The sequence below is a fragment of the Acinetobacter amyesii genome (assembly GCF_002018365.1).
Classification (GTDB): domain Bacteria; phylum Pseudomonadota; class Gammaproteobacteria; order Pseudomonadales; family Moraxellaceae; genus Acinetobacter; species Acinetobacter amyesii.
The window spans coordinates 184,947-208,097 of the sequence record NZ_MVKX01000001.1 but is presented as its reverse complement, the minus strand read 5'-3'; the positions used below and the strand labels follow the sequence as shown (position 1 = coordinate 208,097).

The window sequence follows — 23,151 nt, the reverse complement described above, 5'->3', positions numbered from 1 at the left end:
AAGTCTAGATGTGCAGATTTTATGAATCCTGACTAAAATAGTCAAGTTTTTTTGAGATTGTTTATTTGTTTTATTTTGTCTGAAAAATTATGTATTTATTTGAACCACACATTATACACTAATAACGTTATTAAAAGAACAGATATTAGACTAAAAGCGATATTAATCCGCTTTTGACGACGTTCGATACGCTTAATACGGTTTTTGTATTGTTTAACTTCAACTTGCAGTGTGTTGATTTTAGAGCGTTGCTGTTCGATTTTTTCTAAAAGTGGGGCAATACGTTTTTTAGACGCAACGATATCGTTTTCTTCGACAGGTTCAGACAGCCAGTGTTTCCAGTCAGATAAAATTTTCGGCACACTAAATAAAGAAACCAAATCACGAAATTCATCTTTTAGAACCACATCACCATCGATCCGCATGGTTTTGATGCTTTTACGATTACCAAATACAAAAATTTTCACCAAATCCATTAGTGTCGTGCGGACATCAAGGTCGATGGCTTTATCTGGAGATTTCGTGTCGAACAGAATACCGTGCTCAGTAAACTGAACATAAAAGTCAAAATAAGGGATGTAGCTATTTATTTTCAGTGCGACTTTTTGATCAACAAATTTTTTAGCTTGTAATGCTACAACACGGTCATGTTTTAAAATGAAAGTAAAAATCGTTTCTAAAACAATCAGGGTCATAGTAAGCAACAAATGTGGTTGAGCTTGTGTTTGTTGCGTATCACTCATAAAAAAAATGTCCTTGTTAAAATCTGAAAGCACTGGAAACTGAGCATCCTGCTCTAGAGGAACTTAGAATATACCAAAAAGTTGGTAATTCACCAGCTTTGTAGAACAGTTTAATCAATCTATCAAGTCATATGTTTGCTATTATGTTGTTAAAATGAAGAATCACATGTTGCTGTGCACATAAAATAATCAGGAGAAGTGCGGATTATGGAAAATACAGAAAGCATAATTGACGATGCACAAGAGACATCAGAAAAGCCCGCTAAAACTCGCGTACGTAGTCATTCTGATCGTCGCTCTAAAATGGATTTTCGCAAATATACCAAACAGATTTGGTTGGCTGGATTAGGTGCTTTTTCACGTGCTGAGGGTGAAGGAAATAAGCTTTTTGACTCTTTAGTCAAAGTTGGAGAGGAGCTTGAGTCCAAAACGATTGATATTGCAGATCAAACTGTCGAAAAAGTTTCAGAAAAAGCCAAAGAATCTGTAACCGATACGAAAGATAAAGTAGAAAAAATTTTAGATAATGGTGTTAATCATTCTTTAAACCGTTTAGGATTGGTGACTGTAAAGGATTTACAGCACTTAGAAAGGCTTATACTTCAATTACATACTAAAGTTGACCAATTGGCCGAAGAAAATGCCCAACTGAGGGCCGAAATACTAAAAAAATACTAACTTTTTTACTATTATCGAATTTTCAAGGTTTTTTTCGTCAAAAAATTCTATAAAAAGAGGTTGAGGAGTATTGCGTTTAACCCTAAAGCATTGCTATAAAGGCGTTATGGCGTTTTATACAAATTCTTGAACCTTAAATAAACGATATTAAGAGGACGTAATTTTCATGAATAAATCAGAATTAATTGATGCAATTGCCGAAAATGGGGGATTATCTAAGGCCGATGCCGGTAAAGCTTTAGATGCTACAATTGCTGCAGTTACCAATGCATTAAAAGCTGGTGATACAGTTACTTTAGTTGGTTTCGGTACTTTCAGCGTTAAAGAACGCGCTGCACGTACTGGTCGCAACCCACAAACTGGTGCGACTTTAGAAATCAAAGCAAGCAAAGTTCCTAGCTTCAAAGCTGGTAAAGGCTTGAAAGATTCTGTAGCTTAATCTTATTAAGCACATGAGACGCGCCATTATTTGGCGCGTTTTTTATTGGTAAATGTGATTAATTGATATATCGCATTCATTCATCTCGGGTTTTCGGTTAAAATTCACCGCAAATAAAATATTGGAATACTTATGGAATCGTTTCGTAAAGTCATTAAGGGTTGGCTGGGCAAGGTCTTGCTCGTTTTGTTTTTGACCCCTTTAGCACTTGTAGGTATTGAAGGATATTTTAGTGGTGGATCTAAAGATGCAGCAAAGACTGTAAACGGTACTGAAATTTCTCAAAAAGAACTCGAAGCACTGACGAACTCATTAAAAGAACAATATCTGGCATATGCTCAGGGTGATGAAACATTATTGAATCAAAATTTCATTAGCAATAAAGCGATGGATACTTTGATTTCACGCCAATTGTTATTGCAACAAGCTGATAAATTAGGCATTAGCTTGAGTGATGCACAAATTGTGCAAATGATTCATCAGCAGCCAAGCTTCCAAGTTAATGGCCAATTTTCAGATGAAGCGTTTGGGAGATACCTCGAATCGATTGGTATGACGAACCGCACATTCATTGATAATTTACGTAAAGACCATGCTTTAAAAATGTTGTCTACAACATTTATGGAATATGCATTGGTGAGTAAGCTTGATATCTTGCAAATTGCGAACTTACAAACGGAACAACGTAGTATTCAGTTGGCGAGCATTAATCTTGAAAATTACAAGAAAAATGTAAAAGTATCTGATGCTGAAATTGCCGCTTATTATGAGCAGCATAAAAACAAATTTAAGCAAGCAACTAGTGTTGATGCAGATTTTGTCGTATTAACACCTGCCAATATTACAGCACCTGTAGAAGCTGCAACTGATGCTGAATTGAAAGAAGCGTATAACAGCTTTGTTGAGAATGCACAGAAGTCAGTTAAACCACTCGTTAAGCACATCATGATCACTGCGGACAGTCGTTCAGATGCCGAAGCTAAAAAATTGGCTGAAAGTGTTCAAGCTAAAATTAAAGCGGGTTTAAGCTTTGACCAAGCTGCAGCGCAATTCTCTGAAGATCCTGAATCTAAAGCAAAAGGTGGTGAACTGGTTGCTTATGAAAAAGGTGTGTTTGGTGATGCGTTTGATGCTGCAGTTGAAGGTGCTCAAGCTGGTCAAGTGACAGCTCCTGTGAAAACAGACAGTGGTTATCACTTGATCGAAAAAGTGGTGCCAGCTGTAAAAGTGGCTTCATTTGAACAAGAAAAAGCACGTCTGCAAGCAGAAGTCGCTGCTTCGAAAAAAGCCAATGTTTTTTCTGATACTGTAAACAGCCTCAATGATATGGTTGTGAGCAGTGATGCCCTCGATGTCGTGGGTCAAGAAGTGAAAGGCGTAAAAGTACAATCATTGAACGGCTTAACATTAGCATCGCAACATCCAGTTTTAAGTGATGCAAACGTCAAAGTTAAATTGTTTAACGATGATGTTAAAAATGGTGAACGTAATGTTTCATCGAGCATTCAGTTGAAAAACGGTGATGTGGTTTGGGTGAAAGTGCGTAACTATCATGCTGCAGGTGTTCAAACCTTAGCTGAAGCGAAAGCGCATGTGAAAACTCAGCTGATTGAAAAGAAAGCGTCTGATGCTGCAAAAGCCCAGATTCAAGCGACATTGAAAGAGTTTGCTGCAAAACCTGCTGCTTCAGTTGCAAAAGGCAGTTTAAACTTTGAAAATGCGGGTACATTCACTCGTGCGGATGGTTTGTTGAAACGCGAAATTCAACGTGCTGCATTTAGCGTAAAAGCGCCGAAAGCAGGTCATTGGTCTGTTACGACCACCAATCTACCAAATGAATTGGTTGTGGTTGCTGTGACTGCAGTGAACAAACAATCTGATGCGGCATTAACGGGTGAGCAGTTAGATGAGTTAACAAAACTTTATCAACAGCTTCGTGGTCAACAAGAATTTGATGACTACACACGTTATCTAAAAGATCATGCCAAAATTAAATAATTAAGGCAGCTTTAAAAAAACCAGCTTTCGAGCTGGTTTTTTTATGTTTAAGTTTAATGCATCACACTTTAAGAAAAACTTTTAAAAACAAAGATTAAATAAAATTGACTATTTAAATAATTCTCTTAAATTGAGTTTGGGAAGGCTGTTTCCTAAAAAAATATAATGATGTGATTTGAGGGTGTTATGCAAAAGATAAGAGATTTAAACGGTATTTTAAAAAATATTTTGGGACAAGTTGAAATAAAGCAGTTGCTGATTCAGGGGAAATCGCAGCATCAGCATATTCCCTCAACACCAGAAGTGACAGGACTAAATGACCTTTTAACTGGCACGGCAGAGCCAAAAACTTGGGTGATCATTTCAGTCGGTGAAACTGTTACACGGGTCAAAGTGGATAAACAAGGACATTGGCAGATTGATAATCCAGTTAAAGAGGGCGAAGTTGCCACAATTTATGCGGTAAATCATCATGGTGCAAGATCAGAGGCAATAATGATTGCACCAATTGCAGAACCAAGTGTGCTACCAAAGATGCCAGAAATTCTTGAAAAAGGTGAATACTTGATAGGTAAAGCTGAAGCAGGAAATACGGTAGTTGTGACCTATGGTGAGCAAGAGTTTATAACAGTTGCTGATGAAAATGGCGATTGGTCGATGCTTAATCCTTTAACGACCACTGGTGCAATAAGTGTTGTGGCAATAGATCAGGATGGTCATCGTTCTGAGGTGTTGCATACAGCGCAAATCATTTTACCGCAAGCTGTTACGATTTTAGAGTCTGGCGCGGTGATATCAGGTACTGCCGCACCAAATACGACTGTTGTGATTGAGTCGGATCAAGCGGTCTATCGTATTCAGGTTGATGAAAATGGTGATTGGTCAATAGAAAATCCAGTGGCACAAGGCGGTACGTTGATGATTGTTGTTGAAGATCAATTTGGTCAGCAATCTCCTGCGATTGGCTTGGCATTTCCATTTATTCAGACCCCGCCTGAAAATCCAAGCTATGTACTGCCGGCGCCAGAAGTGACGCTAAACAGTGAAAAACTCGAAGGAAATGCATTTCAACAGGCTAAAATCATTGTGACAGCCAATGGTCAAGAGTACGTGACCTATGCCAATGAAAGTGGTTTCTGGTCGATGGATAACCCGATTCAAAATGGTGGCTTTGCAACAATCGTGGCTGAAGACAGTCGTGGTGTTCAATCGTCTGAAATCTCAATAGCTAAACTGATTCTTGCACAATCTGAATCATCTGCTGAACTTACAGAGATTTTACTGGTAAGTGATGAACAAACTGAAAACCAAATTGATAGTCCAAATGAGCCTATCCAATCTGTGATCAATCTAGATACGCTTTTGCAGGATGCGAATGAAGTCCCAATTGTATTGCATACCGAGGAACAGGATTTGATTGCATTGGGCAGCGACGTTTCAAATCCGCCATCTATGCTTCCTGCGCTTGAATATTCAAGCTTACTCATTGAAGCTCCACTGACACCGTCCGATTGGCTTGCTTAGAAATTTGAACCAGCTTCCGAGCTGGTTTTTTTTGGCTTAAATTGACAGATATAATTTTTATTTAAATGATTTGGCAAATGAAATATCGACTCTAGCATCGTAGATTGGTGTTCTCAAAAAATAATATAAAGAAGAAATAACTCATCACGACAAGGATTAAGCGGATGACATCTCTGTATATGCCTCAATGTAAACGTTTAAAAAACCCGCTATTGCGGTGGATAGATCATTATTTTAAGCACATGATATTGATGCTATTAACGATTAGTGTTGCCAGTTGTATCCAAGCTGCAGAACTGAACTTTCAAAAAGTTCTAGAGCAGGAAAGAGCTTGGGCGGGCTTGAGCAGTAAAAAAGTCAAAAATAATGAAATCGAATGGACATACAGTGAAGGAGGAGATCCACGAAAACCGACGCTGTTGTTGCTGCATGGTTTGTCAGGCACGCGTGATAATTGGAACCGCGTTGCCCGTTATTTAACGCCAAATTATCATGTCATTATTCCTGATCTGCCAGCGCATGGAGAAACCCTTGTTGCAGATCAATTTGATCTATCAATTCCTAATTTAACTGAAAAATTACGACGATTTATTGATGTTGCAAAGTTAGATCCAAATTTACATATCGCAGGGCATTCGATGGGTGGTGCAATAGCCATGCTCTATAGCGCTCAGTATCCCTTAGAAGTGAAATCTTTATTGTTGGTGGATTCGGCAGGTGTCTTTAAGTCGAGCAATACAGTGTATTTAAAAGATACGGCAAAGCTTGCAGAGCTAGTGGTCAGAAAAACTGGTGATTTTGATCGCGTGATGAAGGTCGTGATGCAATCTCCGCCTTTTATTCCACAAGAATTAAAAACTGGGCAAGAAAAGCTGATGATAGTTCAGTCTAAGCAAACCAATAAAATGGTGGAGCAACTGCAAAAAATGGCGACCTTGTATACGCCGGAGTCCTTTGCTTTAGCTGCACGAGGCATTGATTCACCTGTGTTCATTATCTGGGGGAAGCAAGATCAGATTATCAATGTTGAAGTGGCAGAAGAACTGAGACGCTTATTTAAAAAAGCCGAAAAGCCTCTGATTTTAGACCATGTTGGTCATATGCCTATCTTAGAAGCGGAGCAGTTAATGGCGTTGCCATATTTAAAGTTTCTTTCAACTGTTCAATGAATAAAATCGGTAAAGTGGGTGAAAAAAAGCGAGAAATATCTCGCTTTTTTTTAATTGAATCATACACTTTGAATCGATTTAAGTTCGTACTTTAATTTCATAGCCCGTGTATTTACGAATATTGATCACACCGGTATCCAAAATCAGATACTGACCTTTAATCCCTTGTAATTTTCCTCGAATAATTGGGGTTTTGTCCAAATTATGCGATTTGATTTTTTCAGGATATTCATCTACAGGGTAGATAAATTGGCGTGGCAATTCATCTTCTAGCAGTTCAACTGTTTCATTAAACTCTAAATTTTGGCTAAACTCTTCGCGAATGGTCTGAATTTTTGGTGCGAATTCTTCTACCAATTGGTCGCGAATTTCGATCAGGTTGATGGGTTCTGCTTCACCTTTGAGCAATTTACGCCAATCGGTTTTATCGGCCACTTGCGTACCAAACATGACTTCAAGCTGACCAGATAAACGACGTGAACCAACTTTCATAATAGGCAAAGCTTGCGTCGCACCTTGGTCTAGCCAACGTGTAGGCATTTGACCCAATCGGGTAATCCCGACTTTTAAGGCACTCGAATTGGCTAAATAGACAATATGCGGTTGAAAGCAAACTTCATGGGCAAAATCATCTTCACGGCAAGTCCCGAGATGATAATGACAGGTTTCAGGCTTCATGATGCACATATCACAAGAAGCCTTAGTCTTCATGCATTTGAAGCAATGACCTTGTGAATACGATTTAGGTGTTTTTGCGCCGCAAGAAATGCAGTAGATATTTCCAGTGGCTTCGATTTCAATTTCTTGACCAAGGCTAAACGGTAGATCAACTTCTGAGCGATCTAGAATAAATTTATACTCAACATTTGCCTTGTGTGTATGTTGATCAGTTACACTAAGGTCTTTAAGACCTGCATGCATTTTATGGCAAATGCCTTGTAGTTCCATACGAATACTCACTTCATTATTAAGGATGCGGTCAATGGCTGAACAAAATGTCATCACTTCTATGCTAGACGATTTGTCAAAAGAGCAGCCCATTTCAACCGCAATCTGTATTGGTCAGGATCTTGAGCAATACAATCAATTTCATCCAATTCAATGGCAACATTTTAACGTAACTGAGTTTTTAAATCTGCCTTTTACCCAGCGTTTTGACCTTGGATTTGTGATTCTTGATACTGAAACGATGTTGAGTTTGGATCAGCAGCAGAAAACGCAGATGTTGGTAAAATTGCGTGACCTATTTGCCAAACGCATCGTGGTGGTGAGTAAATTACACGATGAACAATTATTACGTGCTTTAGGCTTTACTCAGCTTATTGATAAAACCACGCATGAAAGTGATTTTGCTTTATGGCAGTTTAATATTTTGACTTATAAACATATTCCAGATTGGTTTAACTCTAAATTTTGGGCAAATCCTGAAAACTGGGATAAATTCCGTTGGTAACAAATACTTAGCCTGCGAAAAATTGCAAAAATTAACAAACATTTATGATAAAACTGTCTTTTCCCACGTATGCTGTATTTAAGTTTATCTAGGTTTCACTGGGAAAAATAAAATGACAAATTTAAATAATATTGTTGAGATTTTAGCAAAGCAGGCCCTTGGTGGTGCAAACAATCAAAATCAACAAGGTGGCTTGGGTGGTATTTTAGGTTCGGTGCTGGGTCAATTGGGTGCAAATGCAGGCACTCAAAATACCCAAAACAATGCTCAAAACCAAGCGGGTGGTTTGGGTGGAATTCTAGGCTCTGTGTTGGGCCAACTGGGTGGTGCAGCTCAACCGCAGCAACGTAGTAGCGGTGGTAATGCATCAACCATTTTAGTTGCAGTGTTACCTCTGGTGCTGGCTTGGATTCAAAAACAAGGTGGACTACAAGGTGCTTTGGATAAATTACGTGGACAAGGCTTGAGCAGTCAGGTTGATGATTGGGTATCTACAGGTCCTGGTGATAATGCTGCTGTGAATAATCAACAAGTACAAAATTTATTTGATGATGCCGAAGTGGAGCAAGTTGCACAAGAAACACAAACTCAGAAACAAGATGTGTATAGTGCAATTTCAACAGTATTGCCGCAAATTATTGACTCATTGACGCCACAAGCTGGACAAACCAATCAGCAAGAAGCGAATGCAGATATTCAACAAGTAATGAATTTAGTTTCAGGTTTTCTTAAGCGTTAATCAAAATATCGCTTTAGATATTTGATTGAATATAAGCCAGTGAACACTGGCTTTTTTATGGCTTGAAAAATGATAACAATGTGTCGCTAAGATTGTCACTAGGATGGATTAAATAGACGGTTCGACACACTGATTTTTTTGCCAATATAGTGTGATTTTTTTTGACGAATCAAAATGATTTTTGACTGAAATTCTAACTCACCAAACTCTGGTTCAACTTGCACATAATGTAGTTGACCAAACTCATCACGCACACGCGCTTGAGCTGAAAAGCCGGGACGGGCATTTCCACTTGAAATGGTTGCTAGACGACCAAGTAAATTAACCGTTTGTTTTTTATATTTGGGCGGTACGACTTGATCTAAACAATGAATCATAAATACCGTAAAAAATATGGCAATAATCAACGCAGGTAAAATAAGATAATAGGCGGGAACGAATTGACCTTCTTTGGCGTGGATACAAAACTGAAGTACATAGCCTGCAAAGCTAAAATTCATCAGTAGGAAGAACAAAATCAGGGTCTTGGAAAATTTGACATTTAATAATGCCAATTCTTGTATGCGCTGTGGGGCAATTCTTTTCAAAACTTGGCTAGGACTAATATTGATGTAATAGCCAATGGTTTCAACCATGCCCAATAACAGTACGGCCAATAAACTTAAATGAAAGGGTATTAAGTTATAGTCTGTTAAAAATGTGGACATGGTTGTATTCCAGTGTTTATTCTTCTGTGAGGTAGATTCCACCATCAGAATGCACGTTAATGTTCACTTTTTCAAGGGCTTGACCTTGGCATGGGCCAGAAATACATTCCCCAGATTCGACCATAAACAGGGCGCCATGTGTTGAGCACTCAATAAATTCTTGGTCACGATCTAGAAACTGATTTTCTAGAAACTCAAGTTCCACGTGCAAGTGTGGGCAGTTATTTTGATAAGCGTAAAACATGCCATCACGTTGGGTGATAAAAATTGTTTCACCTTCAGGCGTTTCGAATGATCGTGCTTCACGTTCAGGAACATCATCCGTCATGCAAATTTTAAACATTAAGCACATTCCTTTTGAAATGATTGTAAAAGCTGAGCATAGTCTTCAACTGCTAGGCGTGGACCAAACTGAGCCACAACTTCACTTGAAATCAAGATGGCAAGTTCAGCAGCCGTTTGATAGTCATGACCTGCGTTTAGTGCATATAGGAAAGCACCAGCAAATGCATCACCAGCACCATTGGTATCTACTGCGGTAACTTTACGACCTGGCACGGTAAATGTTGCTGCTTCATTATGAATTAAGGCACCTTTGGCACTTAATGTAATGACAATGTGTTTGCTTAGTGATTGCAATTTAGCAAGTGCAGCATCTAAATGATCTGTTTCTGTGTACATCAGCGCTTCTTGTTCATTACAGAACAATAAGTCCACGCCATCATCGAGTAACTCATCTAGACCTTGACGTGCATATTGCACCATTGCTGGATCAGATAAGGTCAATGCAATTTGTACACCATTGGCTTTGGCGATTTGACGTGCTTGTTTTACCGCAAGGCGTGCGCTGTCTGAAGTAGAAAGATAACCTTCGATATATAACCATTTCGCAGTATTTAAGCTGCCAAAATCAATTTGGCTATCAGTCAATTCAGCAGTAATACCGAGGTAAGTATGCATCGTACGTTCAGAATCAGGGCTGACCAATACCATACATGTGCCAGTTACACCTTCACTGATTGATTGAGTTGCAGTTTGGATACCAGCGTCGTTTAAACCATTTAGGTAAATTTGCCCTAAGTCATCATTGCCGACACGACAACCATAAAATGCAGTTCCGCCTAAAGCACTAAAAGCAACCGTTGTATTTGCTGCAGAACCACCAGAAGCTTGACCTTTATATTCTTGAGTCGCTTTTAGATTGTTATAAAGGGCTGCTTGAGTATCACCATCAGTCAGTTGCATCGTACCTTTTTGCAGATTGTGTTGAATTAGGAATTCGTCAGAGACTTTAAATTCTTGGTCAATAAGTGCATTACCAATTGCAAAAAGGTCAACAGTTGCCATGTTGTATGTTCACATCAAAAAAATGAAAGTGCTAAGTTTACACGAATGCTCAGGATTGCTGTAGTTTGTTGAAGAAAATTCAATTAAAGGACAAGTGTGTATAAAAATCGGGCAAATCCATTATATTTTTACATTTTTTTTGAATTAGTTGCCGTTTTAATCAGCTTTGCTATTGTGCAAATCGAAAAATTTTACTTTTATAGAGCTATAGGGTGCAGACTGAATCAAGATGTTTTGGTCTTCATAATAGATAACAGATTAAAAGTGTGAATATATGGAAATTACGATTCGTCCAGCAGAGCAACTTCCTGCTCAAATCGAAAATATTGCTGCTTTGGCGCAGCATGAAGGCTATACATTTATACACCGTTTAATTGAAGAATATCAAAGTGGTAAAAATCGTTTTGACCAAACGGGTGAGCAATTATTGCTTGCTTATGATGGCGATAAATTGATTGCTTGTGGCGGTTTAAATCAGCAATGGGGTGATACTGGTGTAGAAGAACGGATTGGTCGAGTTCGCCGTTTCTATGTGCATCCGCAGTACCGTCAGCATGGCGTGGGTAAGCAGCTATTGGTGGAATTGGAAAAGGGTGCGAAAAAGCATTTTTCTGCACTGTGCTTAAATACAGAACTTAAAAATGCTGCAAAATTCTATCAAAAACAGAATTATGTCTATGTTGAAAGCCATCCAAATTATAATTATTTCAAATATTTGGTTTAGTTTTAAATGCAAAAGTAGACGGTAAACACTGTAAATGAAGCATCCGATATCGGGTGCTTTTTTTTGTGACAATTCTAAAAAAAGAGTACCTAATTTTAAGCAAAATTTTAAGCAAAAATTCATTTCAGTTATCGAAGATATAAGCGTCAAAATAACTGCATAGAGTGATGCATATGCAAGTGCATGAGCTACAAGACTACGTTAAAAAAGTCCCCGAGATTACCGCACTGTTTTGGTTGACCAAAATATTTGCGACCACCTTTGGTGAAACCAGTGGTGATGCATTGTCCATGTCTTTAAATTTGGGCTATCTACTCAGTACCTTTATTTTCGCAGGCATATTTATCAGTCTGCTGTATTTTCAAATACAGTCCAAAGCCTATAAACCTTATTTATATTGGGCCACGATTATTGCCAGTACTACGGTCGGTACGACTTTAGCGGATTTTGTAGATCGTTCTTTAGGCATTGGCTACTTGGGTGGTAGTTTGCTGTTACTGAGTTTGGTGCTCGTATCACTTTTTAGTTGGTATCAGGTCGAAGGATCGATCAATCCAAGTGTAGTGAATTTGCCGCGAACACAGATCTTTTATTGGTTGACGATCACATTTTCTCAAACATTAGGTACAGCTTTGGGTGATTGGACTTCCGATAGTGCAGGATTAGGCTATAGCGGTGGCATTTGGCTATTTGGTGGTCTAATTATCTTGATGGCGTTGTTGTACTTTTTTAGTCAGGTCTCAAAGACGATTTTATTTTGGGCTACTTTTGTTTTGACACGTCCATTGGGCGCAGTTGTCGGCGATTTTCTAGATAAGCCAATCAGTTCAGGTGGATTGGATTTAAGTCGCTTTATGGCTTCTTTTGTATTGTTATTGGCGATTGTGATTTGTGTCTATTGGTCAACACGAAATGATAGGCAATCCATAAAACCAGTCTAAATGTTTTAGTGCGAAAACAAGTGATTTTTAAAATTAAAGTTCAAGTTGATTAAAACAGTTGGAAATGTTGTTTCGGTGAATCTAGTTGTGATTTTTTAAGGTATACTTTGCCTAATTTAAATGAATAGATTAGGAGCACACATGACTGTAGATGTCACTGAAACCATTTCTCAAACTGTACATCCTGCGTTTCAGTTGATTCGTCAACATCATGTTGAAGCTTTAGACATTTTAGTGTCTGAATATAAACACAAAGTGACTGGCGCAGTGCATTATCACTTAGCCACAAACCATGACGAAAACGTATTTTTAGTTGCCTTCCGTACACAGCCGATGGATTCAAAAGGTGAGGCGCATATTCTTGAGCATACAGCACTGTGTGGCTCAGAAAAGTTCCCTGTACGTGACCCATTCTTTTTAATGATTCGTCGTTCACTCAATACGTTTATGAACGCGTTTACCGCAGCGGATTGGACGGCATATCCATTTGCAACGCAAAACAAAAAAGATTTCCAAAACTTGTTAGAAGTTTATATGGATGCTGCTTTTGCTGCGAATTTGAACCCGCTTGATTTTGCGCAAGAAGGGATTCGTATTGAGCTAGAAAATGGCGAAGCGGTATATAAAGGCGTGGTATTTAATGAAATGAAAGGTGCAATGAGTTCACCTTCAGATCAGTTGTATCACCAACTTGCCCATCATTTATTCCCAGAAACGACATATCATTACAACTCAGGCGGTGATCCGAAAGACATTCCTGACTTAAGTTATGAAGAGCTAGTAAGCTTCTACAAATCACATTATCACCCAAGTAATGCCGTGTTCATGACCTTTGGTAATGAGCCTGCTTATAACTTACAAGAACAGTTTGAAACGCTTGCTTTGTCTAAATTTGAAAAAGGTCAAACGCTGTATTCAAAACCTGAACGTCGTTTAACTGCGCCTGTAACTGTAACTGAAACGTATGCAGTTGATGCTGAAGACCTCAAAGACAAAACCTATCATGTACTTTCTTGGTTATTGCCAGAAGCAAGTAATATCAAATTACGTTTAGGTATGCGTTTGGTTGAGGGTGTATTGCTTGAAGATTCTGCTTCACCATTACGTCATTATTTAGAAACCTGTGGTTATGCACAGTCTACTGGTCCATTCATGGGCGTAGATGACTCAAACTATGAAATGACGTTCTACTGTGCAATTCAAGGTTCAAACCCTGAGCATGCAGAACAATTTAAAAATGGCGTGTTTAAAGTATTAGAAGACGTTGCGGCTAAGCCTGTTGATCCGGCTTTAGTTGAAGCGATTTTACATCAGATTGAATTGCATCAGCGTGAAATCAATGGTGATGGCACACCATATGGCCTAAGCCTAATTCTCAATGGTTTAAGCAGTGCGATTCACCATTCAGACCCTGTGGATGTTTGGGATGTGGATACGGCCATTGAACAAGTGAAGGAAGAGTTAAAAGACCCAATGTGGTTATCTAACTTAATCCAAACTTACTTGCTTGATAATCAACATCGTGTGCAATTAACTTTGGTTCCAGATGCTGAAAAAAATGCTTTGGAAGCGGCAGCAGAAAAAGCACGTTTAAAAGACATTGATGCGAACTTAACTGAAGCGCAAAAAGCAGAGATTATTGCGCAGACTGAAGCACTGAACATTCGTCAAGATACGCCTGATGATTTGAATCTATTACCTAAAGTCGGTTTAGAAGACGTGCCTGCGCAGTTACAGATTGTACAAGGCCAATTACGCGAAATTATCAGTAATGGATTGGACACGCCGTTAAATCTTTACCACGCAGGCACCAATGGTCTTTACTACCAACAAGTTTTGATTCAGATTCCTGATGAAGTGGTGCAATCGCCGTATTTCAATCTCTTGTCGATTTTGATGGGTGAAGTTGGTGCAGGTGAATACGACTACTTAGAGCTACAACAGTTGCAAACAGCTGTGAGTGGCGGTTTGGGTATGGGTGCATCGCTGCGTTCAAAAGTGGATGATAAAGGTCAAATTAGTGCTTGGCTGACTCTAACCACCAAATCATTGGTGAATAATCTTGAAGCCATTCGCTTATTGAAATTGGCTTTTGAACAGCTACGTTTTGATGAAAAAAATCGTATTGTAGAGTTATTGCAACAACGTAAAGCACGTTGGCAGTCACGTGTATCTGGTTCTGGTCATAGTTATGCAATGCAAATTGCAGGTCGTCAACATAGTGCATTGGCGCTACGTGATTATCATAATACAGGCCTAGGCGCGCTGAACTGGTTGTCAGAACTTGTCAGCAAAATTGAGCAAGACGACACGGCTTATAATGCCTTGATTGATGAGCTTAAGTTAATTCATAACCGTTTGCTTAAAGCACCAAAACAATTCTTGGTGGTGTGTGAAGAACATCATTCAGACCGATTGGTTGAGGAAGTTCAAACCATTTGGGATAAAGTGGCGATTGATGATAACCCGCATGCTTTAACCCAAGTGAATTTTGCAGATAGCAACAATGACGAGGCTTGGCTCATTCAAGCCAATGTTCAGTTCTGCGCTTCAGCATATCCTGCGGTGGAAGTGTCACATCCAGATGCAGCACCTTTGATGATTTTGGCGGCTTATTTGCGTAATGGCTTCTTACATAGCGCGATTCGTGAAAAAGGTGGTGCTTATGGTGGTGGTGCAAGCTATGACGGTAATGCATGTTCATTCCGTTTCTATAGCTACCGTGACCCACGTTTAGCTGAAACGTTTAAAGATTTTGACGCAAGTGTGCAATGGCTACTCAATGCTGAACAACAACCGCATCAGCTTGAAGAAGCTATTTTAGGTCTGATTGCCAGCATGGATAAACCGGGTTCACCAGCGGGTGAAGCCATTACAGCGTGTTATGCTTTATTGCATAAACGCACGCCAGCTTTCCGTCAAATGTTACGTGAACGTCTGTTGAATGTAACTTTGGATGATCTAAAACGTGTTGCAGTGGCGTACTTGGTTGAACAACAACCGACAAAAGCTGTGGTTGCACCCGTGGCGAAGCGAGATGCTTTGGTTGAGCTTGGTTTCGAAATAAAACAAGTGAATTAAAATAAAAAAGGGGTTTTTATGGCGTTCAAATCTCTTGAGCGTACGACATTGCAACTGAGCCTCATTGCGCTCAGTTCAATGTATGTCAGTACTGTAAATGCACAAAATGCGGAAGTGGCTGCAAAGCCTGCAACCGCAGAAGCATGTGTGGCACTTGAGTCAAATGCAGAGCGATTATCGTGTTATGACGCTTTGTTTAAAGTGCAACCTGCTGAAAAAGAAATGTTGGTTTCTGAGCGTCAAGCCGCACAAGAAATTAAGCCGGAACCGACTGAAAAGCTAACCTTCAAAGAAAAAGTCAGTCATGCGTTTACGGACCGTTTATTCGCTGTAGAAGCACCGAACCTCAATCCAAATCTTTCATTATTGGATAGTCGTTGGGAGCTTTCTCCAGAAAGTAAATTGGGGACGTGGAATATTCGTGGTTATCAACCTGTGTATTTAATGCCGGGATACTGGACTTCGGATAAAAATGAACGTCCATCAAGCCCGAATGAAAACAACACGGTACAAGCCGATCAGGAACAAAACCTGAAATCGATGGAAGCCAAGTTCCAATTGTCATTAAAAACCAAAGCTGTTGAAAACTTATTTGGTGATAATGGTGATATCTGGTTGGGCTATACCCAGTCTTCTCGTTGGCAAGTCTATAACGAAGACGAATCACGACCATTCCGTGAAACCAACTATGAGCCTGAAGCCAGTCTGGTTTTTCGTACCAACTATGAACTGTTGGGTTTGAACTGGCGTATGCTAGGCTTAACCTTTAACCATCAGTCTAATGGGCGTTCTGATCCCTTATCGCGGAGTTGGAACCGTGTCATGTTAAATCTAGGATTTGAACGTGACAATTTTGCACTGATGTTACGTCCTTGGTATCGTTTCGAAGAAGATACCAAAGATGATAACAACCCTGATATTACCGATTATGTGGGACGTGGGGATTTAACAGCATTTTATCGTCATAAAGATCATGACTTTAGTTTGATGTTACGTCATTCACTGAAAGGTGGTGATGATTCACATGGCGCTGTGCAGTTTGATTGGACTTTCCCAATCAATGGTAAATTGCGCGGTACAGTTCAATTGTTTGATGGTTATGGTGAAAGCCTGATTGACTATAACCATCGTGCAACCTATGTCGGTGTCGGTGTGTCATTAATGAATTGGTTTTAATGATTGCTCAATAATTAATTTACGGACGTAAAAGTAATTTCGCATTTTTAAGATGCTTTTAAGTCTAATCGACGGAGTCTTATATCTAGGGATTGAATAAAGGGATTAGCCTTCGGCTGGAGGTACTTTTGTTTCGGCAAAAGTACCCAAAACCATTGTCATCCGCAAAACTCGCTCTCTAGCGTCTATTTATTTAAAGTATCGCAAAAACATTTTTGATTAGAAGTCATCCTGTCTCAAACACTTGCGGATGACCTTACCGCGTATCGTTCTTTCATTTGAATCAAATTACGCTACTGATGTTACTATGTAACATCAGTAAATAAAAAAACCACGCTAAGGCGTGGTTTTTTATGACTGTGAGAAAATGTACAAATCAACCAATCTGAATCTCAGAAGGCGGGTGTTTTAAGCGACTCTTCTTCGGTGTGGCAATCAGATAAGCCAGTGTTAAGGGTCCAAGACGGCCTGCGAACATCAATAACATTAGGGCGACTAAACTGGCAGGTTGTAAGTCACTGGTGATGCCACGAGATAGGCCTACTGTACAGGCAGCGGACACTGCTTCAAAGAGTAAGTCTAAAAAGCGTTTGTCAGGTTCGAGTAGTAATAGACTGAAAAAACCAATGAATATCAACGTCACTGTAATGAAAATCACCGCTAATGCTTTGAAGGTGGTTTTTTCTGAAACAGAGTGGTTAAACACACGCAGTTCATCTTCACGTCTTAAAAAACTGACCACACTGAGTACAACAATAATAAACGTCCCGACTTTGATGCCACCAGCTGTACTGAGAGAACCACCACCAATAAACATTAATAACATCGTGATCAGTGAGGACGCATCGCTCATGCTTTCCATGGGTAAGCTGTTAAAACCCGAAGAGCGCGGAACCGTTGCATGGAACCACGCGTTGAGGGCTTGGTCACCAAGTGACATCGTAGCTAAGGTAGCAGCATTATTGGCTTCTAATAACCAAATGGTGATGAAGGCAAAGACATTTAAACCCGCAATAGTCGATAAAATCAGTTTGCTATTGGTGCTGAGTTTTTTCCAACTTTTATTGCGCTTAATGTCCATCAGTACCAAAAAGCCGATACCACCAATGATGTAAAGCATACTAATGGTAAACGTAATGAAATAACGGTCAGCAAAGCTCATTAAACTATTGGGAAATAGTGAAAATCCACCATTATTAAATGCAGAAACACTATAAAAGGCAGCATAAAACAGGGCCTGGTTAAAATTGTATTCTTGCATCCAAGCGATGGTCAAAATTACCGTACCTACCATTTCAAAAAATAGTGAATACAGCAGTACGCCTTTAATAGTCATGGTCACTTTGGCAAGGCTGGTCTGTCCAATGGTTTCTTGAGCCATAATTTGTTGTTTTAGCCCAATTTTAGGGGACAAACTCATAGCGGCCAATATCGCAAAGGTCATAAAGCCGAGGCCGCCGCATTGTAGTAAACCCATAATCACGACTTTACCAAACACAGTATAGGCTTCGCCGACATTCACAACTGAAAGTCCTGTAATGGTTACGGCAGAGGTCGCTGTAAAGAGGGCATTGATCCAACTTAAATCGCCATGATGTGAATAAGGGAGTTTTAACAGCAAGGTGCCAATGATAATAAGCCCAAGAAAACCCAATGCCAAAATACTGGGTGGACTGAGATTAATGGTATTACGCTGTTTATTGTGCAGTTTCATGTTTTTCTACTGTCATCTTGCGTGATTATGTACAAAAGGAGCACGACGCTGATTACAAAGTTGCTTTAAAGTGTTTAGCCAGTCGACGTAAATGTTCGAGTAAACCTTCAACCACTAAAATATCGCCTGTTTGTAAAATCAGGTTTGGATCTAAACTATATTGAAGCTCGGTGCCACGTTTATGCAAAATCGTCTTCACTTCAGGGACATGATCCATTATTTGATTTAAACGCGTGCCTTGTTGTGATTCTTTAATTTCAACTTTCACCAAATAATGATCATCTTCGAGCACCATGTAGCGGCTCACCATTGGATAACTCAGTGACTGTGCAACACGGACACCCATATCTTCTTCAGGATGGATGATTTTGCTGATGCCTAAATGGGTTAAAATCATGTGATGTGCTTTGGACTTGGCTTTGGCCCAAATTTTGTTGATCCCCATGTTTTTAAGATGGAGCACACATAAGATGCTGGCTTCAATATCTTCACCAATCGCAACAACGACGGCTTCACAGTTTTGAATATTGAGTTCTTGTAAAACGTGCTCATCTGTTGCATCAGCAATCACTGCATGGGTCAGTTGGTCCGAAATACTTTCAACAAACTTTTTGTTGCTATCGATTCCAATGACATCGTGTTTTAAACCCATGAGTTCAGTAGCTACAGTTGCGCCAAAACTTCCTAAGCCAATCACAGCGAATTGAGCCATGCCGTATTCCTAAATTATTCTAAAGTTATTGAATATGTTGATGTTAGCTTGTTCAGCCTAGAGCGGCTATGAAAATTTACATAATCCATCTAAACCGAAAAGCTCTAATTTTTAATTTCTTCAGCATTTTGATAGGCATAAAGTTCAGCAATATTGGGGCAATTATCCATAACTTGTTGGTATTTAAAAATTTCATAGCCTAGTTTATTTTTTAGAATATATTGAAATTGATGTTGATCTTCTTTAATGACATTTAGAGTGGCTTTACGAACAAGCTCGGAATTTTTCTTTAAACGGTTTAAGCCATCGCATGAAAATTCACGGATGATGGCTTGAACAGGTTCTGGAGCGGTTTGATCATTTAGCTCATCAAAGCGAATATATACAATATAATTTGGATATTGATTCAGCATTTCAGCCTGCGCGGTATAGCCGTAAATATATTCTAGATTTTGCGTACAGGACTGATTTGGAATTTGTTTCATACTTTGACGAATCTTATCTTCCTCTTGCTTAAGTTGATAAGCCGGATATGCATAAAAATATCCACCTAAACCCACAATGGCGATCATAAATAAGGCATAAATATTCAATTTTAATTATCCATTTTGTTTTATTTTCAATGGATTATAGGGCGTGGAGAATTTAACAACAATGACAGCGTTGATGAATTAAATTGATGAATATGTTTATTTTGATGCAGAAAAGAATTGATGCAAATAAAAAAGCTGGAACCTAGATCCCAGCTTTCATATAGACGTTTTATTTATTTCAAGAAACGTTGATAACCGAGGTTATTGGTAATCTCAACATATGGGTAGGTAATATTTTCCAATGTTTCAATTAAACCATCTGGGTTTTGTTTGGCATCCGTTGCTTCCATACCCACCAATACACGACCTTCTGCAGCACCGTGGTTACGGTAATGGAATAGGGTGATGTTATGGGTCGGGCCAAGACGTTCTAAGAAAGTCAGCAATGCGCCCGGACGTTCAGGGAATTCCACACGGAATAGGCGTTCATTTTCAATATCGGCATGACCGCCAATCAAATAACGGATATGAAGCTTAGCCACTTCATCATCAGAAAGATCGTCTACATCGTATTGGAATTTTAAAGTTTCAAAAATTTCCTGACGTTCTTTTTCGCCATTTTTTAGACTAATACCCACAAACACTTGAGCGGCACTTGAGTTACTTGCACGGTAGTTAAATTCAGTGATGTTACGGCCTTGTAGTGCGCGGCAGAATTGAAGGAATGAACCTTTTTCTTCTGGAATGGTCACAGCAAAGATCGCTTCTTTGCGTTCACCGAGTTCTGTACGTTCCGCAATGTAGCGCAGACGGTCAAAGTTCATATTGGCGCCGCATACAATCGACACCATATTTTTGCCTTCTAGACCATGCTCAGCTACATATTTCTTGATTCCTGCAAGCGCCATCGCACCTGATGGTTCTACAATGCTGCGGCATTCATCAAAAGTATCTTTAATTGCTGCACAGATTTCATCTGTATTCACCAAAATAACGTCACGCTCAACAATTGGGCCTGAGTTATCTGATTTTTGTAGCTGAATCACTTCAAATGGTTTTTCACCAATTTGTGCAACTGCTGTACCGTCGGCAAATAAACCTACAGATGGCAGAATGACACGTTCATTGGCTTCAAAGGCTGCTTTTAAACATGCAGATTCATCATATTCAACTGGAATGACTTTAACATGCGGTGCCACATCACCTAAGTAAGCGGCTACACCGGCAATGAGACCGCCACCGCCTACAGCAACGAATACGTAGTCCACATCACGCCATTGACGCAAAATTTCGTTGGCAATGGTTCCTTGACCGGCCATAACGAGTTCGTCGTCATAAGGTGGAATAAAGGTCATCCCTTCATCTTTTGCACATTGGATTGCGTATTTATTGGCTACGTCAAAAGAATCGCCATGCAGAACTACTTCACCGCCTAAGCGTTTAACCGCTTGTACTTTAATGTCTGGTGTGGTTTTAGGCATAACAATAATGGCGCGAATACCTAACTTTTTACCAGATAAAGCCACGCCTTGAGCATGGTTACCTGCAGAAGCAGTAATAACGCCACGTTCCAACTGAGATTTCGGTAATTGACTAATACGGTTGTAGGCACCGCGTAGCTTGAAAGAAAAGACAGGTTGTAAATCTTCGCGTTTAAAGCGAATGTTATTGTTTAGTTTTTCACTAATTCGTGGCGCTGCTTCGAGTGGGGTTTCGATTGCAACGTCATAGACCGTTGCCTGTAATATTTGTCGAACCAAACGAGACAGCATGTTAATTTTCCATCTAACAGTTTAAAATAGGCGTTCATTGTAACAAACACCCGTACATTTGGGCTGTAAAATCAGTAACAAATGTCAAAAAATAGTTGAGCCAAGTTATGAGTCTGTATGCTACCCAAGATGAAAAGAAACAAGCTGCCGCAAAAGCTGCGTTAAAGCATTTGCCAAAGGGCGGTATTTTGGGTGTTGGTACAGGAAGTACTGTGAACTTCCTCATCGAATTATTGCCAGAGCTTCAACTCGAAGCAGCGGTTGCCAGTTCTGAAGCAACTGCACAACGTTTGAAAAAATTAGGCATTGAAGTGGTTGATATGAACCACGTTGGCGGTTTAGATGCCTATGTGGATGGCGCGGATGAAATTGACCGTCATATGCACATGATTAAAGGCGGCGGTGCTGCGTTGACTCGTGAAAAAATCGTTGCATCAATTGCGAAAAAATTCGTTTGTATCGTAGATGATTCTAAATGGGTTGATCAGTTGGCACGTGAATTTCCGCTTCCTGTAGAAGTGATTCCAATGGCACGTTCTGCTGTGGCACGTAAAATCGTTTCTTTAGGCGGTGACCCTGTGTACCGTGAAGGCGTAGTTACAGATAACGGTAACGTAATTTTAGACGTACACAACTTAAATATCTTAAATGCATTAGAGCTTGAAAAGACTTTGAATGACATTCCGGGTGTAGTGTGTAACGGCATCTTTGCTTTGAACAAAGCGGATATTGCTGTTGTTGCAACTGATAACGGTATTGAAGAGCGTACTGCGGTTTAATAGGCTAATATTTCCCTCTCCTTTTAGGAGAGGGTTAGGGAGAGGTTTCTTTTTAATAGCTTCCTCATCCTAACCTTCTCCCAGAGGGAGAAGGAACCCCCAATATACTTTTTGAAAACTGCTTAAAATTCAATTTATGCATTGTTTAAAAGCTTTTAATAAAAAAATAAATGACTTCAAACCTTCCTGAAATTCAAATCACCCGAAAATTACGTGCCACACGCTTAAGACTGCGTGTAGAACCAACTCAAATTAAATTAACGGTTCCCCAGTTTTGTACACAGCGCCAAGTGCAAGATTTTCTGAAACAATCAGAACAATGGATGATCGAGACATGGCAGAAGCAGCAGGAAAAAACAGGGCAGATTGATAAAACGCTTCCAGTAGAATTAGAACTTTTCAATTTAGAACAGCCTCTAAGCATTGTTTATAAAGTTCAAAAACATTCATTTATCTTGGATGAAGAAAATCATCTACTTTTCATCAGTGATCGGCAGCCTGAGCAATATTTAAAAAGCTTTGTGATTACTTATGCCAAAGAGTATTTACCAATTTATTTAAAGCAAGTGAGCAGTGAAATAGGCTTGAAATATGGTGAGTGCTCGATTCGTCAGCCCAAAACTCGCTGGGGGAGCTGTTCTGCTAGACATGACATTATGCTTAATAGTGGTTTGGTGCTTTTTCCGCAGGAAATCACACGCTACGTGGCAGTGCATGAATTGGCACATACCAAGCACTTTGATCATAGTCTGAATTTTTGGGAGGAGGTGGAGAAGCATGATTCAAACTATAAAGATCATCGGAAAACTTTAAAAAGTACACCGATGCCTTGGTGGTGGGGTATTTCCTAACATCCAATTAAGATGGGTAATTACATTTAGAAAAATAGCCTAAGTAAATTATTTATTTAAAATATAAACAA

Annotated in this window: 22 protein-coding genes; 13 read left to right on the top strand and 9 right to left on the bottom strand. The window is 39.5% G+C overall.

Annotated elements, in window-relative coordinates; genetic code table 11:
* Positions 1-95: 95 nt before the first annotated feature.
* The gene (locus tag B1202_RS00985; protein WP_078188664.1) at positions 96-743 is read right to left on the bottom strand and encodes a hypothetical protein; all 648 of its coding nucleotides are present in this window, start codon (positions 741-743) and stop codon (positions 96-98) included.
* 207 nt (positions 744-950) lie between these two features.
* Between B1202_RS00985 and B1202_RS00980 the strand changes: the two genes are divergently transcribed.
* The 5 genes from B1202_RS00980 to B1202_RS00960 all read left to right on the top strand — a co-directional run bounded on the left by B1202_RS00980 (position 951) and on the right by B1202_RS00960 (position 6,551).
* Positions 951-1,421 carry a phasin family protein gene (locus B1202_RS00980; protein ID WP_078188663.1) on the top strand — a complete coding sequence of 157 codons (471 nt, stop codon included), beginning with the start codon at positions 951-953 and terminating at the stop codon, positions 1,419-1,421.
* 166 nt (positions 1,422-1,587) lie between these two features.
* The gene (locus tag B1202_RS00975; RefSeq protein ID WP_078188662.1) at positions 1,588-1,860 is read left to right on the top strand and encodes an HU family DNA-binding protein; all 273 of its coding nucleotides are present in this window, start codon (positions 1,588-1,590) and stop codon (positions 1,858-1,860) included.
* A gap of 132 nt (positions 1,861-1,992) precedes the next feature.
* A complete protein-coding gene (locus tag B1202_RS00970) occupies positions 1,993-3,858 on the top strand; it encodes a SurA N-terminal domain-containing protein (protein ID WP_078188661.1) in 1,866 nt (621 codons plus the stop codon).
* 186 nt (positions 3,859-4,044) lie between these two features.
* Positions 4,045-5,382, top strand: coding sequence for an Ig-like domain-containing protein (locus B1202_RS00965; RefSeq protein ID WP_078188660.1), 1,338 nt, complete (start codon positions 4,045-4,047; stop codon positions 5,380-5,382).
* A 251-nt stretch (positions 5,383-5,633) separates the two neighbouring features.
* Positions 5,634-6,551 (top strand): alpha/beta fold hydrolase, encoded by a 918-nt coding sequence (locus B1202_RS00960; protein ID WP_228145115.1) that lies wholly within the window; start codon positions 5,634-5,636, stop codon positions 6,549-6,551.
* Positions 6,552-6,629: 78 nt separating this feature from the next.
* On the opposite strand, the gene B1202_RS00955 is transcribed toward B1202_RS00960, so the two are convergent.
* Entirely contained in the window at positions 6,630-7,499 is an 870-nt protein-coding gene (locus B1202_RS00955; protein WP_078189198.1) for a DUF2797 domain-containing protein, read from the bottom strand.
* A 34-nt stretch (positions 7,500-7,533) separates the two neighbouring features.
* Between B1202_RS00955 and B1202_RS00950 the strand changes: the two genes are divergently transcribed.
* Both B1202_RS00950 and B1202_RS00945 read left to right on the top strand, forming a co-directional pair.
* Positions 7,534-8,004, top strand: a complete 471-nt coding sequence (locus B1202_RS00950; RefSeq protein ID WP_078188659.1) for a DUF6231 family protein — start codon at positions 7,534-7,536, stop codon at positions 8,002-8,004.
* Positions 8,005-8,116: 112 nt separating this feature from the next.
* On the top strand, positions 8,117-8,743 hold the full coding sequence (locus B1202_RS00945; RefSeq protein WP_078188658.1) for a YidB family protein: 627 nt from the start codon (positions 8,117-8,119) through the stop codon (positions 8,741-8,743).
* A gap of 98 nt (positions 8,744-8,841) precedes the next feature.
* Here the strand turns inward: B1202_RS00945 and B1202_RS00940 are convergent, their stop codons facing one another.
* Genes B1202_RS00940 through B1202_RS00930 form a run of 3 tightly spaced genes read right to left on the bottom strand, consistent with a single transcriptional unit; the run spans position 8,842 to position 10,797 of the window.
* Positions 8,842-9,450, bottom strand: coding sequence for an OB-fold-containig protein (locus B1202_RS00940; RefSeq protein ID WP_078188657.1), 609 nt, complete (start codon positions 9,448-9,450; stop codon positions 8,842-8,844).
* A gap of 16 nt (positions 9,451-9,466) precedes the next feature.
* Complete coding sequence (locus B1202_RS00935; RefSeq protein ID WP_078188656.1) at positions 9,467-9,793, bottom strand: Rieske (2Fe-2S) protein; 327 nt, start codon at positions 9,791-9,793, stop codon at positions 9,467-9,469.
* Positions 9,793-10,797, bottom strand: coding sequence for an adenosine kinase (locus B1202_RS00930; RefSeq protein WP_078188655.1), 1,005 nt, complete (start codon positions 10,795-10,797; stop codon positions 9,793-9,795). Before B1202_RS00930 ends, B1202_RS00935 begins: the two co-directional genes overlap by 1 nt.
* A 274-nt stretch (positions 10,798-11,071) precedes the next feature.
* Between B1202_RS00930 and B1202_RS00925 the strand changes: the two genes are divergently transcribed.
* The 4 genes from B1202_RS00925 to B1202_RS00910 all read left to right on the top strand — a co-directional run bounded on the left by B1202_RS00925 (position 11,072) and on the right by B1202_RS00910 (position 16,719).
* On the top strand, positions 11,072-11,521 hold the full coding sequence (locus tag B1202_RS00925; protein WP_078188654.1) for a GNAT family N-acetyltransferase: 450 nt from the start codon (positions 11,072-11,074) through the stop codon (positions 11,519-11,521).
* Between the two features lie 167 nt (positions 11,522-11,688).
* The gene (locus B1202_RS00920; protein WP_078188653.1) at positions 11,689-12,462 is read left to right on the top strand and encodes a hypothetical protein; all 774 of its coding nucleotides are present in this window, start codon (positions 11,689-11,691) and stop codon (positions 12,460-12,462) included.
* Between the two features lie 141 nt (positions 12,463-12,603).
* Positions 12,604-15,543 (top strand): insulinase family protein, encoded by a 2,940-nt coding sequence (locus B1202_RS00915; protein ID WP_078188652.1) that lies wholly within the window; start codon positions 12,604-12,606, stop codon positions 15,541-15,543.
* Between the two features lie 18 nt (positions 15,544-15,561).
* Positions 15,562-16,719, top strand: a complete 1,158-nt coding sequence (locus B1202_RS00910) for a phospholipase A (RefSeq protein WP_078188651.1) — start codon at positions 15,562-15,564, stop codon at positions 16,717-16,719.
* A 376-nt stretch (positions 16,720-17,095) separates the two neighbouring features.
* Here B1202_RS00910 and B1202_RS00905 read toward each other — a convergent pair whose 3' ends face one another.
* The 4 genes from B1202_RS00905 to ilvA form a co-directional block, all read right to left on the bottom strand.
* Positions 17,096-18,433 carry a TrkH family potassium uptake protein gene (locus B1202_RS00905; protein WP_078188650.1) on the bottom strand — a complete coding sequence of 446 codons (1,338 nt, stop codon included), beginning with the start codon at positions 18,431-18,433 and terminating at the stop codon, positions 17,096-17,098.
* Between the two features lie 52 nt (positions 18,434-18,485).
* The gene (locus tag B1202_RS00900) at positions 18,486-19,145 is read right to left on the bottom strand and encodes a potassium channel family protein (RefSeq protein WP_078188649.1); all 660 of its coding nucleotides are present in this window, start codon (positions 19,143-19,145) and stop codon (positions 18,486-18,488) included.
* 104 nt (positions 19,146-19,249) lie between these two features.
* Entirely contained in the window at positions 19,250-19,738 is a 489-nt protein-coding gene (locus B1202_RS00895) for a hypothetical protein (protein ID WP_078188648.1), read from the bottom strand.
* Between the two features lie 173 nt (positions 19,739-19,911).
* Complete coding sequence (gene ilvA, locus B1202_RS00890) at positions 19,912-21,450, bottom strand: threonine ammonia-lyase, biosynthetic (RefSeq protein ID WP_078188647.1); 1,539 nt, start codon at positions 21,448-21,450, stop codon at positions 19,912-19,914.
* A gap of 107 nt (positions 21,451-21,557) precedes the next feature.
* Between ilvA and rpiA the strand changes: the two genes are divergently transcribed.
* On the top strand, positions 21,558-22,229 hold the full coding sequence (rpiA, locus tag B1202_RS00885) for a ribose-5-phosphate isomerase RpiA (RefSeq protein ID WP_078188646.1): 672 nt from the start codon (positions 21,558-21,560) through the stop codon (positions 22,227-22,229).
* Positions 22,230-22,399: 170 nt separating this feature from the next.
* Positions 22,400-23,080 (top strand): SprT family zinc-dependent metalloprotease, encoded by a 681-nt coding sequence (locus B1202_RS00880; RefSeq protein ID WP_078188645.1) that lies wholly within the window; start codon positions 22,400-22,402, stop codon positions 23,078-23,080.
* Positions 23,081-23,151 lie beyond the last annotated feature (71 nt).